Consider the following 17,670-nt stretch of genomic DNA (forward strand, 5'->3'; position numbering starts at 1 on the left):
ACTTTAAATGCTTTAAATGTTAACAAAATTTGAAATATGTGCACAGAATAAAAACAGATAATTAATAATATATTGACCTCTTTATAGTTAGTACTATAAAATTGAAAGCGATAACAAACGGTTGCTTAAAAAGGTTTTCTATGATCTTTTGATATTTAGAGATATAACAAGGAATAAGTAATTCTTTTTTTTGAGATTTAATGCAAACGTTTTCGTAAACCCCCCTTTGTTATTTCTTTTTATGTTTGATTTTCTTATTAAAAGATCATTGAAATAAATACGAATACATTCAATATGGAGGTGTTATAAAAGAGATTTTTAGATGAACTTAAGCAGTGTTACTTAGTTAGTAACATATAGTTTTGAAATAAACATAATCAATTGTTCGTAATATTTTAAGAAAGGGTGAATGAAGTGCAATTTACAAAAAAATTAATAAACAAGGCGATGTTATTACTTACTGTAATTGTCATGCTATTATCTGGTTTTTCTTTTCAAAATGTAAAGGCAGATTCAAATACAAAAACAACTGAAATTATTATTCATTATAAGGAGAAGTCTGGAAATACAAAAGATTGGAATCTTTGGATGTGGGCTGGGAATGGAGATGGTAAATCCCATGAATTCACTGGGAAAGATGAGTTTGGTAAGTATGCTAAGGTGAAAATGGATGGAGATTATAATCGTGTAGGATTTATAGTTCGTACGAATGAATGGGAAAAAGATGGTGGTGATCGTTGGATTGAAAATATTAAAGATGGCCGTGCTGAAGTATGGGTCCTTTCGGGCGATGATAAAGTATACTATGCTAAGCCTTCTTCTGAACTTTCTATTCAGAAGGCCACCATTGATGGCTTCAATGAAATTACTATAACTACGAATGCTCCATTCAATATTAAGGAGCAAAAAATTGAAATTGAGGGCGTTAACATTGAGAAAGTTAGTCCTTATGACACAAAAGATGGAGATATTACCAATAAGGTTAAAATAATTACAGAAAAGAATCTTGATTTAAAGAAAACATACAAAATCAAAATGGAAAATTACGTTGAAGCTAATACTGAGATTGGTAAAGTAATTCGTAGCGAGGAATTTGATAATTTATTTTATTATGATGGTAATGACTTAGGGAATATGTATACGCCATGGGAAACAAAGTTCCGTTTGTGGGCTCCTACTGCAAGTGAGGCAAAGTTAGTTGCTTACAAAAAATGGAATGATGAAAAAGGTACTGAAATAAACATGGAACAAAGTGAAAAAGGAACTTGGATGGCAAAGCTGAAAGGTAATCAAAAAGACCTTTTTTATACATATAAAGTGAAGATTGGTGACACATGGACTGAGGCTGTTGATCCATATGTACGTGCTGCTTCTGTGAATGGTGATAAAGGAGCAGTCGTTGATTTAAAAGAAACAAATCCGAAAAATTGGAAGGGTAATAAAAAACCGAAATTTAAAAATCCAGAAGATGCAATTATTTATGAGTTGCAAGTACGTGATCTTTCTATTCAACCTGAAAGTGGTATTAAAAATAAAGGAAAATATCTTGGTGTAGCAGAAAAAGGGACAAGAGGACCTGAAGGTGTAAAAACAGGTCTTGATCATATTAAGGATCTTGGTGTTACTCATGTTCAGTTTTTACCGATATTTGATTATGCTTCAGTAAATGAAGAAAATTTAAATGAACCACAATATAACTGGGGATATGATCCGAAAAATTACAATGTACCAGAAGGCTCGTATTCTACAAATCCTTATGAGCCGACTGTTCGAATTACTGAATTAAAGCAGATGATTCAAACACTTCATGATAATAATCTTCGTGTTGTGATGGACGTGGTATATAATCATATGTACAATGCGGCTGAATCCAATTTCCACAAGTTAGTTCCAGGCTATTATTATCGTTACAACGAGGATGGTTCACTCGCAAATGGAACTGGTGTAGGAAATGATACGGCTTCTGAACGAAAGATGATGAGGAAATTTATGGTGGATTCCGTCGCGTATTGGGCAAAAGAGTATAATTTAGATGGATTCCGTTTCGATTTGATGGGTATTCATGATTTTGAAACAATGAATGCGATACGTAAAACCGTTAATAAAATTGATCCTTCTATTATTCTTCATGGAGAAGGATGGGATTTAAATACCCCTCTTGCGCCTGAGTTGAAGGCAAATCAAAAAAATGCGGAGAAAATGAAAGGAATCGCTCATTTTAATGACGATATTCGTGATGGATTGAAAGGCAGCGTATTTGGAGATACGGATAATGGTTTTGTGAACGGAAAACAAAACATGGAAGAACGCATTAAAAAAGGAATTACGGCTGGTATTGATTATGATAAAAAAATGACTACTTATCAGGATCCTGAGCAAGTTCTGACATATGTTGAAGCACATGACAACCATACATTATGGGATAAGCTTGCGTTGACGAATCCTGGCGACAGCGAAGAAGTACGTAAACAAATGCACAAGTTGTCTTCTTCCATCATATTAACATCGCAAGGGATTCCATTCTTGCATGCAGGCCAAGAGTTCATGCGTACAAAATATGGTGATCATAATAGCTACAAATCTCCTGATTCTATTAATCAGATGGATTGGGTACGCCGCGTGGCATTTGGTAAAGAAGTAGATTATATGAAAGGTTTAATAGAGTTGCGTAACAACCATCCAGCTTTTCGTATGACATCTGCTGAACAAATAAAAAAACATATAACGTTCATTGATTCTCCCAAAAATGTTGTAGCTTATACAATAGATGGCAAAGCAAATGGTAATAAAAACGAATACTTTGTTATAGCTCACAATGCGAATAGAGAATCCGTGGAAATTACTCTTCCATCAAAAGGTCCTTGGAAAGTGCTAGTAGATGGTGAACATGCAGGAAATAAAGTGCTTTATGTTTTCCATGATAATAAGATTAAGGTTCCTGCATTAAGTTCATTTGTTTTAAAAACAGAGAAAGCTATTAAATAAGAATAGATGATTAAAAAAATCCACTAACCATATCTGAAGAGAAACAGGATTCTTATCGTAGACTATAAAGTAAAAGATAGAAACGTTCATATTACTATCAACAATTTAACCCTTAATATGATAATATGCATATTGTGGAAAAAAGATGAAGAATTGTAGAAAATATACTAGGTTGAAAAGTGAGAAGTCTAGTATTAGACGAACAAAAATTTAAGGGAGTTTAAAATGGCTATAAAAGTAATAAGGGCAACAGGTATGATGGGTGGGGTTACAAGAGTAGCTTTAAAAGTGGATAATGAAGTTGTGATGAAATTAGAAAATAATGAAGCGTACACGCTCCCTTCTGATGTAAAAGAAGCGAAGATAAAAGCAAATCAATTGTTTTTCGGAAGTAAAGAAAAGCAAGTGAAAAGTGGAGATATAGTCGAAATTAAGATTAATGGTATAGCCATGCTATTGTATATAGTATCGTTAATAGCAGTAGTATATGGTTCCATGATTGATCGTAGTGTTATTTTGTTTGCTTTTATCGTAAGTTTGGTAACGTTGGTGTATTCAATAAAAAATTGGTTCAAGTTAGAAGTTAAATAACAGAAAACAGCAGAGATTTTAAAAACTCTGCTGTTTTTTTTACATAATAATTGTTTAAATCATGTTCCATATCCCCTAGTGACTAGCGAGTATCAATAAAATGTAGAAAATGAATTGAGGATTCAGTAGCACAAGATTGAATAGTGGAAAATAACGCTGCGAATAAAATCAGGAGGTACATTATGAATTATAAAGAAGAACTTGCTATTTTATATAAGATTCGCTTTATGGAAAATGAAGGTGATGATATTGAAAAGTTTGAAGAAATATTAAATGACTTATCATTTCATGCAGGAAATGAGGTGATTCCAGAGCTTTGTAAAATATTTGAAGATGAAATAGCAGAACCTTCTGCAGACGATTATGTAATTGAAACTATTTTTTATATTGCAAGCCGGAATGGATTAGAAGATGGACTTGTACAGTTAGCGAGTGGAATAGCAAATATGTTACCTCAGGCAGAATTTTGGGCTGATGGAATTCATCGAACGCTTTTACATTCAGAAGAACTAATTTTTCCCTATATTAAAGCATTACAACAGATTGATAAACATACAAAACAAATAGTGAGAGATATTTTATGTAATATAAAGAGTGAGATGCCGGAGTTATATGCGGAAAAGGCTGATTTTATATTAAATCATTCCGTTATCAATGAAGTAAATTGAAACTTTAGAAAAGAAATTGAGTGACAGTGCTACAATCATTTTTCTAGATTCCACATGATTTAGGAAGGGAATCAAAGAAAACAGTTTTACTAAAAAACATTCGATGCCGTAAAAGTGCACTCAAATTTGCTAATACGAATATCACTTTAGGAGTTATAGATATGAAAGAAATGAGTCAACTTATTGCACAAATAGAGTCTTTATCTGATTGTCGTGTCCTTGAGCCTGCAGGAATACCGATAATTGACGAGAAGAAGCATATCCTACCCGAGGAGGTAAAGGAATTTTACAGTCTTTGCGGAGGAATGGTTTTGTTTGAGAATGAGAAGTATCCGGTTTATATTGTCTCTCCACAAGAATTTGTTTTAGCAAATCCGGTAATAATAGGTGAGCTGTGTGAAGATGATATGACTTCAAATTGGTATATTATATGTAATGATGGACAAGAAGAATACGTAACAATTGATCTGCATCAAAATAGATTAGGGAAATGTTATGACAGCTTCTTTGATTGTCATGGAATTGTAGGAGAATCACAAATCATTGCAACATCGTTTACAGATTTACTTGAAAGACTTATACATAATAAGGGGAAGTATTGGTATTGGCTGCAGAGTGATTTTGTATCACTCGGGGATGCTTATGATGGACTTATATAATCATTTGTAAAAGGGAAATCTTTATTATTTGTAAACGATGTGTAAATAATTTATAAATACTCATAAGTTTATATTCAAAATTAACTATATTTTTAAGTAATGTTCAGCAAACCGTATGAGAGAGAACCTCTCATACGGTTTGCTGAACATTACTATTTTTCATTATCTATTTGCATTCAAACTCATGTATCAGAACTTATATTTTCGTTTCTACTTTTTTGAAATATTTCATTACTTGTAACTGTACTTTCACTTGAAGAGTTTGTAATAACAAAAATCCCCGCTATAACCAATAGCATACCGAAAATATGATACCAGAAAAGAGGTTCATGTAAGATAAGGGCTGATAAAACGACGGTACTTATCGGCATTAAAGCAGTAAATACTGCTGCAGTTCCCGCTGATACTACTTCTAATCCTTGATTCATCAATAGAACTGCTAGCACAGTAATTACAACGCCTGTATATAGTACTAGCAACCATATTAATGGAGAGACAGTAAAAAAGTTAAAATGTAAGGATTGATAAATTGCCAAAGGCAAAAATAATACGGCACCTGTCAAGCTCATAATTGTCGTCATTGTTAAAGGTCTTAAAGGTGTGGAAATTAATTTTCCAAAGGAAAAGAAAACTGCTTCTCCAATAACAGCACAAAAGATTAGTATATTTCCTATTAATGAATGTGAGTTCTCATTAAAATTTAAAAGTTGACCAAAAACATTAATAGATAATGTACCTAAAATGGTTAAAAAAATTCCTCCTATTTTATGAATCCCTAGTTTTTCTTTTAGAAAAAAATAAGAGATTAAAGCCATTATTGCAGGTGTACAACTCATAATAATGCCGCTGTCTAAAGCTGTTGTTTTTTTTAATCCATATAATGTGCATATGCTAAATAGGAACACACCTATAAAACTTTGAAGAAAAAATATAACGTAATCCTTTTTTATGAGTTTCGGCATTTTTTCCCCTTTATATAAAAATAAAGGAAGTAGTATTAGGCAAGCAATTAATAACCTAAGCTCAGAAGCAATAAATACAGGAAGCTCTTTAATAATGAACTTATTAACAATCACAAAGCTTCCAATTGCAACCATTGCAAATGAAATTTGAATATAAGCAAGTGTTTGTTTAGACATAAGGAGTTCCTTTCTTAATAAATTTTCCCTATTAAGTAGTTTTATTTGTAATTATAGTGTTAGGTGATTTTGGAAAATCAAAAATTTCTAAAAATAACCATAGCATAATAGAGCTTATATTTGCAAAATAAAAAATCGATTATTATTTGAGAAATTTATCCAGAGTAATTACTCATAAAACAGAAAAAAATGTTATATGGTTATGTTTTTTTAAAAATCACTATTTTGAAATGATATGTATATCTCTTTGTTTTATTTGAATGCTTATATTTTCAATAGATTTTCTAGGTATTTACTTTAATGTTGAGAAAAATAATTATATTCTAAATATTATTGACACTTCTTTTTGCTAATAATACCATTAACAACGTAATAAGTAATCTTCAAATTGGCAGCTAAACTTTATGTAATGGCAGTGTAGCCAAGTGGTAAGGCATAGGTCTGCAAAACCTAATTCCTTGGTTCAAATCCAAGCACTGCCTCTATTCATTTTAAGGGGGATAACATATGTCGAATTCAATCAATGTAAAAAAGAAAGGAATTCATCAATTAGTTGCATCAGAAGAAGAAATGATCAAATTAATCAGTGAAGAGTTAAAAAATACTACTCAAGAAAAATTAGCAATTATGTCAGGACATTTTATGCTTTTTTTTAATGAAGAAACGAATAACTTAACTCCTGGAATTATCGAAGAGCAGAAAACAGGCATAATGAAAGAGCGGATTTCACGTAGAGTAGGTATATTCCCTATGTATACTTGGGATATTGGAATTCAGTTAGGTGAGCAATTTTATGAACAATTTAAAGATATTAAATTCCTATTATTAATTAATGATTGGCAATATGTCCCTTCTACAAATGCAAGTGTTAGCGACCTTCGTAAAGAATTTTACGAAAGATATACAGAAATTCCAGAAGCTTACATTACAAGTTTAGAAAAGAGTAAGTACTTTAATCAACAAAGTATTTTGTCTAGCCGAAAAAATCCAATCTTTTTTCCGGAAACTTGGCTTAAATATAGATTTCAAAAAAGCGCTAGTAAGCTAGTGAAAGATGGAAAATTAGAAAAAAGAATGTTAAATGATCGAGACAATCAATCTGAAGTATCGTTTTTAGATGAAGATGGAAATTATAAAACATTAATTAGTTGCGGTATAACTGGATGTGCAGGAGAAATTACAGAAATGATTGCTGAGGTATATAAGGCGGGTTATAGAGCATTATTATTATTTGCGCCTGGGGAGTGTTACCAGCCAGTACGTACAGGGATTGAAATTGCTCTTAATCTATATAATCTAACAGGCATGAAAGTTATCGTTGCAGATCCAGGAGGAAGCGGTGAAATGTCCAAGGAAGAAATCTATGAAAAGCCTATTAATTTCTCTGTGTTTTCTTCTTAACAAAGGAGGACAATGTTTATGAGACAAGTGTACTTAGATTATGCTGCTACCACTCCGTGTCATAATAAAGTGGTCGAAGTGGTGGAGAAGTACATGAAAACAGAATTTGCAAACCCATCGTCTCAGCATGTGATGGGAAAAAAAGCACAGTATGCAGTTGAGCAAGCAAAAAGTAAAATTGGTATTTCTATTGGTGCCGATAAAGAAGAAATAATATTTACTTCAGGTGCAACAGAAAGTAATAACTTGGCATTATTGGGAGCCGTTGATTATTATGAAAAAGAACCGGTAAATGTAATTCTCTCTCCTATAGATCATAAATCGATTCTAGGGGTCGGCAAAGAGTTACAAAGAAGAGGGATTATCGTAAAATATGTGGATATTAATCGTGATGGAACTATTTGTTTAGATTCATTGCGATACTTGTTAGATGATAATACAAGGGTTGTTAGTTTTGCATATGTTAATTCTGAAGTTGGGACAATTCAGCCTATCAATGAAATCTCTGCTCTATGCAGAAAGTATCAAACATTGATACATGTAGATGCTGTTCAAGCTTTTGGAAAAATACCAATTGATGTAAAAAAATTAGATATCGATGCTTTATCATTATCGGGACATAAAATTTATGGACCAAAAGGCATAGGCGTTTTATATGTAAATCAACACAAACAGAAAGATTTCCGGCCTTTACTATTTGGTGGTGAACAAACATATTTACGCAGTGGGACATTACCGACTTCACTAATAGCTGGTATGGGAGTAGCAAGTGATATTGCTGTATTAGAACTAGAAGAAAATTATGAAAAAGTAAAGAGATTAAGAACAATTGTTGTAAAACGAATTCAACAAGAAATACCTCATTCTTGCGTAAATGTATGCATGGAAAATAGTATACCTCATATTATAAATATAATGGTTCCAAACATTAGTTCAGAAACACTTATAGCAGGTATGAGAACTGTTTCTATCTCTTCAGGATCTGCTTGTAACTCAAGTAGTTTAGAACCGTCATATGTTTTACAAGAGATTGGATTAACAAAAGAAGAAGCAAATAGTTCTATTCGTATATCAATTAGTCCATATTTAAGTGAAGAAGAAGTCTTGTATGCTGTTGATGAGATTGTAGCGAAAATTAAAGATATTTATTGTGTACAACAAGGATTTTAATAATACTATCAATCATGTTGTACAAACAATCTTTTGTCTTTCCAAATGGGCATGTTTATGCCCATTTTTTCACATATCCTGATTGAAGCCAAGTATACATGAAATTGTTGTTCCATTTGAAAAGATTGTAAAAACAAATAAGCAGAGTATGAAAGAAGTAGAATATATTTTGGAACAAAAAATACCCAATTGTATTTAGTTTGTCTTTCTATATACTTAATTACCATATTAAGGGTTAAAAGTATTAAATTTACAAATTTTACTTTAAAGTCGTTCCTATACCAACATATATCTTTATCTCCTGATTATTATCTAATAATTGCTTTACACTATTCAAGGCTTTTTCAATTCATTTATTTTTGGAAATATGATATATCCCTCCTAAAAAATTCTTGATTGTGTAGGTGTTTCGTTAAAAAATATTTTAGGCTATAGAAAAAAGTATTAAACTGTTAAAAAATAGTTGTAGACTGAAATGGTGTTTTCTGTACATGAGAGCACCTTATGTTAACAGAAAACCAATGTATCACAAAAAATGAAAAGTCCCTTCAGAAGTTATTCTCTTCAGGTTTACTTGAGACATAAGTGGTAACCTCCAGTTTTTACACTTAATTTTTGAATAGCTTAGTATTATTTAAACCTTATGAAAACAATGTAGATTTACATAATGTGTCATTATACGTAGTAAACAAACAGGCTGATCCCTCATTCAATTAAGCCTTTTTTAAGTATATTTTCTTGGGATTTTCCTTATTTCCTGTATAAAAATTTCATATCTACTATTTAGTCTCATATTTTATCCCGCTATTTTTTGGGCAGTAAGACCCCCACCTCAAAATTCAGAGAGAAGCAGAGAAGATAGGTGGGGGATAACTGCCCGTAAAAGCCCGATTGGTCGGGCTAACCGTCAGTGGGGGATGAAGAAAACCCCCACTGACGGAAGTTTCACTTTATTTTAATAAAAATTCTTCACACAAAATGAAACTAAGTCATCAGTCTAAACCCTAATTTTATTAAACTAAAGAAATAAGAAGAGAAAAATCTAATTATATATACAAGTTAAAAAAACGACCTAAAAGCCCCTTTCTTTTTAGGGGAGGACGAGAGCATCTGGCTGTGCATAGAAGCGACTTATATGTTGAAAAATGAAAATGGATTTATATAGGTCAACAGCATTCAGTCTAAAATATTTTTTAAGTCGGACAGTAGGTTAAATGAAATAAAATATTAATATTATACAAGTTATTTTATTTATTAGAGGAAATATAGAGTGTATATGGAAATTTATAGAAAGGTTATATGGAGAGGAGTGGTAAAAATGGTACAGAAAAGATTAGCAACTGTTGATACTAATATCGAACTACATCTTCATAGGACAGCGACAGAGCATAGGGATTTAAAGGTTATTTATAAAATAAATTCTTTTGTTTCAGTCATAGTAAAAAATATTGTTGGATTTGGTATATTTGTAGTAACTGATGATGAATACAAAACTGAAGGACTTTTACACATTAATAAGTTTCAGGATAAATTCATTAAAAATATAGAAGAATATATTTCAATAGGGGACAGAATTGATAATGTTAAAGTTGTAGGGATTAATCAGGAAAGTAAACTGGAATTTTCTAGTATGCATTTGACGTTTGAGAAAAAGGAGAATTATACAGACAAAAACACAAATGATTTAGCAGTGCAAGAGCTTTCTAAAGAAGTAATGGAAATAAAGAAAGTATTAATGAATAAAGTAGGAGTGATATCAAAAGAAGCAGAAAATAGGATACTTAGAAATATAGAAGAAAATGGTTTGATAACATTTTCGATGGCAATGGGGAGAGTTTTAGAAAATTATCAGGTTGATTTAGGTATGCTCTTAATTAAAGAAATTGAGAATAAAATGAGTGACTATCTTTAGCGAACTAAATTTTATAGTTTCAGATCATGCAAATATACAATTTTTAGCACGCAGCCGTGAAAGGTTAGGATTAAGAAGTAATAAAGATATTGTGGAACATTTACTTAAAGCTTATGTAGCCTTAGAGACAGAATCACATATATATTTCATTACTGAAAATTTTAGATTTCCCTGTAAAAAGGAAGATAATTCATATATCGTTAAATCAGCACTAACAAAACAGCAACTAATGAAACCATACAATTAATCATTTACTATTAGTAGGATAAGAGTGAGCGAAAAAGGAAAACATGTAGTGAAATTATTAAGATTAATTCATAATAAAGAAAACTGTAAACAAAATTAGCTGTAAAGATGCGAATACAACAAGGAGAAATTGATGTATGTTTAATAGCCTTGAAGATTTTAATAATATATTGTTAACCAAAAGAAATTCAGGTAGCATTACTTGCAGTTTCAAAAGTATAAATAATTTGAGAAATGAAATAACAAAGGAAGAATTTTTGGAAGAGATAGGTCATCAATCCAATGAAATAAAAGGAAGATGGGAAGTAATTGACAAAAGAATGGCTAAGAAAATTCTTGAGTACATTTTATCAATGGATATGGCTTATGATATTGATTTAGAAACAAAGCCTTTAGCAGAAAAATTAAGTAATTATTTTTTAAACGAATTTCTACCAGATGCAAAATACTATACTAATGGAAACTTTGATGAAATTGATGGATTCTTTAGGCTAAGTGGGTGGACATCAATTACAAACTCGACATTTGACACAGGAGTTTTAGCAATAGATAAAAACAAGATAGGCATACTGTGGGCAGAAGATAATGATTAATAATTCGTGTATTAGTTTAATAGAAATAAAAAATAGCCTGTAACAATGATTACTTGGTAATCATTGTTACAGGTTATATAGGCAACTAATTACCCTTATCTATATTTAACTTAGCTAAGAGGGCAATAGGGAACATAATATACACACTTGTTCCAGTTTTTATGAAGCTTTCTTTTCTTTTAATTGTAATCCATATTGCACAGCTTTACTTGCATTTACTCTACCGTTTTTCCAATATGTTCCTGTTCCGCTAATTTTGTCTGCTGTTGCTTCAATAATTTGACGGATTTCAACGTTGCTGTATCCTTGACTTGCTAATAATCCTGCAACTCCTGCAACGTGTGGAGTTGCCATAGATGTACCGCTTAATGATCGATACGTACTGCCTTTATACGTAGAGTAAATACTTGAGCCTGGCGCCGCCACATCTACCCAGCTTCCATAATTTGAGAAATAGGACTTTTGATCGGATTGATTTGTAGATGCGACTGCAATTACTTCATTGTAATAAGCAGGATAATTGGGTTGTGTATTGCCAGAATTTCCTGCAGCGGCAACAATTACAGCACCTTTATTCCAAGCATATTGAATAGCTTGCTGCAAGGCAGTTCCTCCACTAGAAGCTCCTAAGCTTAAGCTAATTACTTTTGCCCCAGCATCTGCAGATTCTCGAATACCTCGTGCTACAGCGTCGAGAGTACCACTTCCTTGACTATCTAGTACGCGAACAGCATATATAGAGGACTGCGGAGCAACCCCTGCAATTCCAATATTATTATTTGTAAGAGCTCCTGCAATACCAGCGCAGTGTGTACCATGCCCGTTTCCGTCATCGGATTGGCTATCACTATCTACATAATCATGTCCATAGATTACCTTAGATGATAAATCTGGATGCGAACCTTGTACGCCGGTATCAACAATAGCAATTTTCACGTTAGGGTCACTTCGTTGGGTATCCCAAGCTTGAGGAGCCTGGATTTTTTGTAATCCATATTGATTACTAAAGTAAGAATCATTAGGAGTCCAAAATGCATGGAAATAATAATTTGGTTCTGCATATTCTACATCCGGGTTATCCTTATAAATTTTCATCTTATCTTTGACAGTACCTGAAGTAAATTGAACGACTTCAAACCCTAAAGCGTCATCTTTTGAGACAATTTCAGCTCCTGCTGATTTATGAAATTCTTGTTTTTTAGTAACTGAAGTAGTGTTTTTAAATTTCACAATAATTTGGTTAGGAACGTATTTGTTAGACGTTGCTGCTTGCGAGGTATCGGTGTTATAAAAGAAGAACCCGCCAAAAATAATTGATAAAACAGATACTAAAGAAATCAACTTGTTTTTCAATCAAAATTCCCCCTTCGTATTTCCCTGTTTTTGATGCAATTTCTTTTCCACTATATAATTTAGAACATGCCATTTATGACTTTTTTTTGAATTTTTTTGAAGATATAAATCTATATAAGTTGAATTAAGTATTTTTTTGTAGTGCTTTCTCATTGCTAAGGTATTATTCTGTAAAAATTAAGCTCATCTAATAATGCACATATGGAAATAAAATAACACGATGAATAAACTTAAAGCCACTTCTCTATTAGCTGATTACAAACTTACAAATTGGTACAAAAGATTCACAGCGCATTTTAGAAGAATCGTATACGTATGATGCAACAAGCAACCGCACCGCAATCGAACGTAAAAACGATGACAAAACAGAAAAAACAACATACGCATATGACGCTATTAATCAATTAACAAAAGAAACATTGCCAAATGGTACAATGAAAGAATACAGCTATGCCGGCTTTGGAAACCGCACAAACGTACAAGTAACAGAAGCAGGAAAAGCAGCCGTATCGACAACAGCCGTATTTAACGACGGTAACCAGCTGCCGAAATTTAGCGACGAGTCTCTAACGTATGACGCCAACGGCAATCGTACATCCGATGGAAAGTACCAATACACATGGAACGAAGCAGATCAACTTGTAGCTATTACCAAACAAGGCGAAAGCACATCATTTGCGACATATAAATACGATGACGACGGACGACGCATCGAAAAAATAGTAAACGGAACAACGACACGTTATCACTATGACGGCGACAGTATCAATCCATTATATGAAACAGACGGAAGTGGAAACGTCCTTCGTCAATATGTATACTCAGTAGATGGCAGCCGTCTTGCGATGAAGTCCCAAGGCCAAACGGTATACTACCACTACAACCCACGCGGTGACGTCATTGCGATGACAGATGAAAACGGACAAGTTGTAGCAAGCTATGAATATGATGCATGGGGCAATGTCTTAAAGAGTGATGCAAAAGGCATCGCAGCAGAGAATCCATTTGGCTATGCGGGATATATGTATGATAAAGAGATTGGGATGTATTATCTAATTGCGAGATATTACAATCCAACTCATGGTGTGTTCTTGTCAGTGGACCCTGATCCGGGTGATGAAGATGATCCGTTGACGCAGAATGGGTATAATTATGCTAATAATAATCCGGTGATGATGGTAGATCCGGATAGGAAATGGGCAAAAGCGATAGTTGTAGTGGTTGGATATAAAGGATATAAACTTTACAAAAAAATTCAAAAGGTACAGACTTAGAAAGGGAAAATTTCTAAGTCTCCATATGGGCATCTAAAAGTAAAGGTGGAAGTAACAGCTATAAAAATGCACAAGTGTTATCCCGCGCAGAGAATAGAAAAAAATCTAATAAATATTAAATATAGAGGAGATATCATATGCTAAAAAAAAGACTAGATATAAATAGAATGGATTTATGGAAAGGGAGTATTTTAAAATCTATTGCACATGCAATTAATGTAGCGCATTATCCTGAATTATCGTATGAAAATTCGTGGGATGGTTTTAATTATAATTTGCAGGATGGAGAAGGGGCGCGAGGTACGATAACTTTTCATCCAGATTTTTGTATTGCTGCATTCCAAGATTTAAATAGTGAAAGAAGCGAGCTGGTAAAAGAAGCATCGACCTATTTTGAAGAAGCATCGGACAAATTGAAAGAAATAGCTAAAGCGGAAACATTTCAATATTTATTAGAAGATGTTGAAGGAGAAACAATACCATTAATTACTTCATCATTTTGGATTGAAAATAATAATGCATATTCAATGGACACATTTGAAGATTTACAAGAACATGGAGGCTTTTTATTGAATCTACAATTGGAGGATATTACATCTGCAATAGAAACCTTAGAAGAAGAATACGAAATGACTGAACAACAATTAGAATTATTACAATTAATCTTTGCTAAGAAAATAAAAAATCCCGAAGAGAGAATTATTCTTTCTGAACATGAGGTAGGTATGATGGGTGTAATTGATGATGAAGGGCTTAAAGAAAGCAAAGAGTCTTTTGAAGAAATAAATGTTACTTGGAATTTCTAATATCGGAACTGTTTTTTGAACTTATTTCTGTCAGTTTTATTAGAAAATAAGGTTCTGTTGCAAAGTTTCTCAAAAGATAAACAGGGATATAAAAGTATGAGGAAATATTATGTAGTAGCTAGTGGTTTCTGTAATTCATGATACACCGAAAAGGCGGAGTCTGCTTGAAGACTTCGCCTTTGTTTGTATAGGGCATGAACAATTTCGATTTCTTTTATGGTATGTGAGGCATAACGAAGAATTTGAAATCCTGCAGATTTGGCAAATATAGTTTATACAATAACACAACAAACTATGAATATAATGCTTTAAATCAAAATACGAAAGTAACGGTATACCATCACTACAACCCACGCGGTGACGTCATTGCGATGACAGATGAAAATGGACAAGTGGTGGCAAACTACGAATACGATGCATGGGGAAATGTCTTAAAGAGTGAGGCAAAAGGTATCGTAGCAGAGAATTCATTTGGTTATGCGGGATATATGTATGATAAAGAGATTGGGATGTATTATCTAATTGCGAGATATTACAATCCAACTCATGGTGTGTTCTTGTCGGTGGATCCGGATCCGGGTGATGAGGATGATCCGATTACGCAGAATGGATATACTTATGGGGATAATAATCCGGTGATGATGGTGGATCCAGATGGACATTATGCGCAGTTATTAATTCCAGTTGCAGTAGGTGGATATAGAGCGTATAAAGTATACAAAGGATATAAACAAATTAAAAAAGTTAATAACTATAATAAAAAAATAAAACAAACAAATAAATAACAGAATAGACATTCTAATAGTAAAAAGAACCCTCAAACATATCATGGCTATGAAATTTATAATACGAAAAGTAAACAAGTTGTTAAAGTTGGAATTAGCGGTGATAGAATTAAGAAGAATGGTAAATCAGCAAGAGCTGAGAAACAAGTAAGGAACTTTAATAGAAATTACGGTAATAATTATGCATCAAGAATTGTTAGAGTGGATTTAAGAGGTCGAGCTAAAGCAGAGCGTTGGGAAAAATACCATGTAAAGTATATTAATAGAATACAAGGAAGACCATTAGCGAAACCCTTCCATAGTCGACCGTAGGGTTAGTAAGGAGAGAGTAGATGCCGGTTGTAAAAGATATTCAATTAACATTCCTAAAAAGAAAAGAATGTATAAGTAACATAGAAACATTAAAATTAACATCTTCAAGTAACTACGATGAAGATACATCTTTTTTTAAAGAAACAAGATGTATCACTTCTTTATACTGGAGATATATACCAAAATTAAGAACCGACTATGAAAAAGGTATTTTGATTCACTGTGTAGATGATATTTCATTATTAAATCAGTGGGAGAAGGAATATCGAACTTTCCCTGAATATATTAATGTTTTTGTGGAATTTGGAAATGAACAGAATTTTTCAGATTTGCCTGATAGAAAGAAAAAAGAACTGGCCCTCCAGATTATACATTCAGAAATGAAGAATCTAGCTGTGAAATATGATTGGGATGTAGAAGAGTTAGAAAAAGTATACAATAAGATAATGGAATTGGATTATAAAAATGAACTTGTATATATAAAAAAAAATAGTCCGAACAAAAAATATGTATGTAATATAGTTTGTCAACATGAAGTTTCTTATGTGGATATTTATCTTGAAATAAGAGAATTTAGAACTAAAAGGTTAACTAAACAAGAAAAGCTTATTAGAGAACAGGAGACATACGAAACAGAAATATTTAGTCATGTTAGTGATCTAGTTTGGAAGTTAAACCATAAAGTGGTTTTGACGAATGATAGAGAGAAAGAGACATGGGTACTAACCTTTTTAGAAAAGGAGCATCCATATAATTTAGTTTGGAAAATTGAAAAGCTATAAAAAGAATGTGTGTAGTTGATATAATAAATTTAGATAAAGGGAGAGTATGGGGAAATATAGATTATACTATCCATGATAATCTTAAAGCGCATCTTGTAGTTTCTCATAAACAGTATTGAAATTGGAAAATGAATATTTGTTATATGGTGCAGAAGAAGTGAAAGAGGGAAGAGCTGATGTAGGCTCTTCTCTCTTTTGGTATACATTAATATTTGTTGATTATAAAATCAAAAGGACAAACATTATACTATCACTATAATCCTCGTGGTGATGTATTTGCGATAATAGATCAAAATAGAGAAGTTGTAGCAACGTATGAATATGATTGGTGGGGTAACGTATTAAAGAGTGATACGAAAGGTATTGCAGCAGAGAATCCATTTGGCTATGCGGGATATATGTATGATAAAGAAATTGGGATGTATTATCTAATAGCAAGATATTACAATCCAACTCATGGCGTGTTCTTGTCTGTGGATCCGGGTGATGAGGATGATCCGATTACACAGAATGGGTATACGTATGGTGATAATAATCCAGTGATGGTGACGGATCCAGATGGCCATTTTGCTCAGTTTATTCCTTTAGCAATAGCTGGGGCAAGGGTAGTCGCTTCTCATGTAGGGCATTTTGTAGCTAAAAAGAGTGCGAAGTATGTATATAGATATGCCAGAGGTAAAGCGTTTGAAAAAAAGTACTAAGGGAGCTTGGTTTAAAGAAAAATACTAGACACTTAAATGGCGCTATTCCTGATAGTTTATCAAAAGGAAGGATTACTGAAATTAAGGATGTTCGAAAAGTATCAATGAGCAAACAGTTTAGAAGGTATGTACAAACTGGGAAGCGAATTGATCTGGTAGTTAAACCATTACAGAAAGCTGTAAAACAATCTGGTGGAACAATATAAGGTATGGTAAAAATCGACATTATACGTATTGGTAATTTTGGGGAAATTTTAACGTAAAAATTAATTATCTATCAAACGGAGGGTTAT

At 32.6% G+C, this 17,670-nt stretch carries 12 protein-coding genes, 1 tRNA gene and 5 pseudogenes; 15 read left to right on the plus strand and 3 right to left on the minus strand.

The features are described 5' to 3' along the window. The first annotated feature begins 414 nt into the window (after window positions 1-414). The 4 genes from pulA to WAZ07_RS23305 all read left to right on the plus strand — a co-directional run bounded on the left by pulA (window position 415) and on the right by WAZ07_RS23305 (window position 4,903). Window positions 415-2,985: a type I pullulanase gene (pulA, locus tag WAZ07_RS23290; RefSeq protein WP_336474360.1), complete on the plus strand. Its 2,571-nt coding sequence runs from the start codon at window positions 415-417 to the stop codon at window positions 2,983-2,985. A 225-nt stretch (window positions 2,986-3,210) separates the two neighbouring features. Beyond that, window positions 3,211-3,576 (plus strand): hypothetical protein, encoded by a 366-nt coding sequence (locus WAZ07_RS23295; RefSeq protein ID WP_336474361.1) that lies wholly within the window; start codon window positions 3,211-3,213, stop codon window positions 3,574-3,576. A 182-nt stretch (window positions 3,577-3,758) separates the two neighbouring features. Continuing rightward, complete coding sequence (locus WAZ07_RS23300; protein ID WP_336474362.1) at window positions 3,759-4,244, plus strand: Imm30 family immunity protein; 486 nt, start codon at window positions 3,759-3,761, stop codon at window positions 4,242-4,244. Window positions 4,245-4,405: 161 nt separating this feature from the next. After that, on the plus strand, window positions 4,406-4,903 hold the full coding sequence (locus tag WAZ07_RS23305) for an SMI1/KNR4 family protein (protein ID WP_336474363.1): 498 nt from the start codon (window positions 4,406-4,408) through the stop codon (window positions 4,901-4,903). A gap of 182 nt (window positions 4,904-5,085) precedes the next feature. On the opposite strand, the gene WAZ07_RS23310 is transcribed toward WAZ07_RS23305, so the two are convergent. Then, window positions 5,086-6,042 (minus strand): DMT family transporter, encoded by a 957-nt coding sequence (locus WAZ07_RS23310; RefSeq protein WP_336474364.1) that lies wholly within the window; start codon window positions 6,040-6,042, stop codon window positions 5,086-5,088. 411 nt (window positions 6,043-6,453) lie between these two features. Here WAZ07_RS23310 and WAZ07_RS23315 point away from each other — a divergent pair. The 5 genes from WAZ07_RS23315 (at window position 6,454) to WAZ07_RS23335 (ending at window position 11,364) form a co-directional block, all read left to right on the plus strand. Then, window positions 6,454-6,524 (plus strand) — tRNA-Cys (locus WAZ07_RS23315). A 25-nt stretch (window positions 6,525-6,549) separates the two neighbouring features. Continuing rightward, entirely contained in the window at window positions 6,550-7,443 is an 894-nt protein-coding gene (locus WAZ07_RS23320; protein ID WP_336474365.1) for an LPD16 domain-containing protein, read from the plus strand. A gap of 18 nt (window positions 7,444-7,461) precedes the next feature. Further along, window positions 7,462-8,613 carry a cysteine desulfurase family protein gene (locus WAZ07_RS23325; RefSeq protein WP_336474366.1) on the plus strand — a complete coding sequence of 384 codons (1,152 nt, stop codon included), beginning with the start codon at window positions 7,462-7,464 and terminating at the stop codon, window positions 8,611-8,613. Between the two features lie 1,318 nt (window positions 8,614-9,931). Continuing rightward, window positions 9,932-10,525: a S1 RNA-binding domain-containing protein gene (locus WAZ07_RS23330; protein WP_336474367.1), complete on the plus strand. Its 594-nt coding sequence runs from the start codon at window positions 9,932-9,934 to the stop codon at window positions 10,523-10,525. Window positions 10,526-10,908: 383 nt separating this feature from the next. Further along, entirely contained in the window at window positions 10,909-11,364 is a 456-nt protein-coding gene (locus WAZ07_RS23335; protein WP_336474368.1) for a hypothetical protein, read from the plus strand. A gap of 159 nt (window positions 11,365-11,523) precedes the next feature. On the opposite strand, the gene WAZ07_RS23340 is transcribed toward WAZ07_RS23335, so the two are convergent. Continuing rightward, window positions 11,524-12,717 (minus strand): S8 family peptidase, encoded by a 1,194-nt coding sequence (locus WAZ07_RS23340; protein ID WP_336474369.1) that lies wholly within the window; start codon window positions 12,715-12,717, stop codon window positions 11,524-11,526. A gap of 254 nt (window positions 12,718-12,971) precedes the next feature. Here WAZ07_RS23340 and WAZ07_RS23345 point away from each other — a divergent pair. Together WAZ07_RS23345 and WAZ07_RS23350 are read left to right on the plus strand one after the other, a co-directional pair. After that, window positions 12,972-13,940: pseudogene (locus tag WAZ07_RS23345) on the plus strand (RHS repeat domain-containing protein); the annotation flags it as partial. A gap of 188 nt (window positions 13,941-14,128) precedes the next feature. After that, on the plus strand, window positions 14,129-14,797 hold the full coding sequence (locus WAZ07_RS23350) for a hypothetical protein (protein WP_336474370.1): 669 nt from the start codon (window positions 14,129-14,131) through the stop codon (window positions 14,795-14,797). A gap of 107 nt (window positions 14,798-14,904) precedes the next feature. On the opposite strand, the pseudogene WAZ07_RS23355 reads toward WAZ07_RS23350, so the two are convergent. After that, window positions 14,905-15,063 (minus strand): annotated as a pseudogene (locus WAZ07_RS23355) (IS6 family transposase); the annotation flags it as partial. Between the two features lie 63 nt (window positions 15,064-15,126). Between WAZ07_RS23355 and WAZ07_RS23360 the strand changes: the two are divergent. The 4 genes and pseudogenes from WAZ07_RS23360 to WAZ07_RS23375 all read left to right on the plus strand — a co-directional run. Beyond that, window positions 15,127-15,501: pseudogene (locus WAZ07_RS23360) on the plus strand (RHS repeat-associated core domain-containing protein); the annotation flags it as partial. Window positions 15,502-15,612: 111 nt separating this feature from the next. Continuing rightward, window positions 15,613-15,894: pseudogene (locus tag WAZ07_RS23365) on the plus strand (RHS repeat-associated core domain-containing protein); the annotation flags it as partial. Window positions 15,895-15,914: 20 nt separating this feature from the next. Beyond that, entirely contained in the window at window positions 15,915-16,676 is a 762-nt protein-coding gene (locus WAZ07_RS23370; protein ID WP_336474371.1) for a hypothetical protein, read from the plus strand. A gap of 215 nt (window positions 16,677-16,891) precedes the next feature. Continuing rightward, window positions 16,892-17,618 (plus strand): annotated as a pseudogene (locus WAZ07_RS23375) (RHS repeat-associated core domain-containing protein); the annotation flags it as partial. Window positions 17,619-17,670 lie beyond the last annotated feature (52 nt).

It is taken from the genome of Bacillus bruguierae, from assembly GCF_037104725.1.
In the GTDB taxonomy this organism is placed as follows: Bacteria; Bacillota; Bacilli; order Bacillales; family Bacillaceae_G; genus Bacillus_A; species Bacillus_A bruguierae.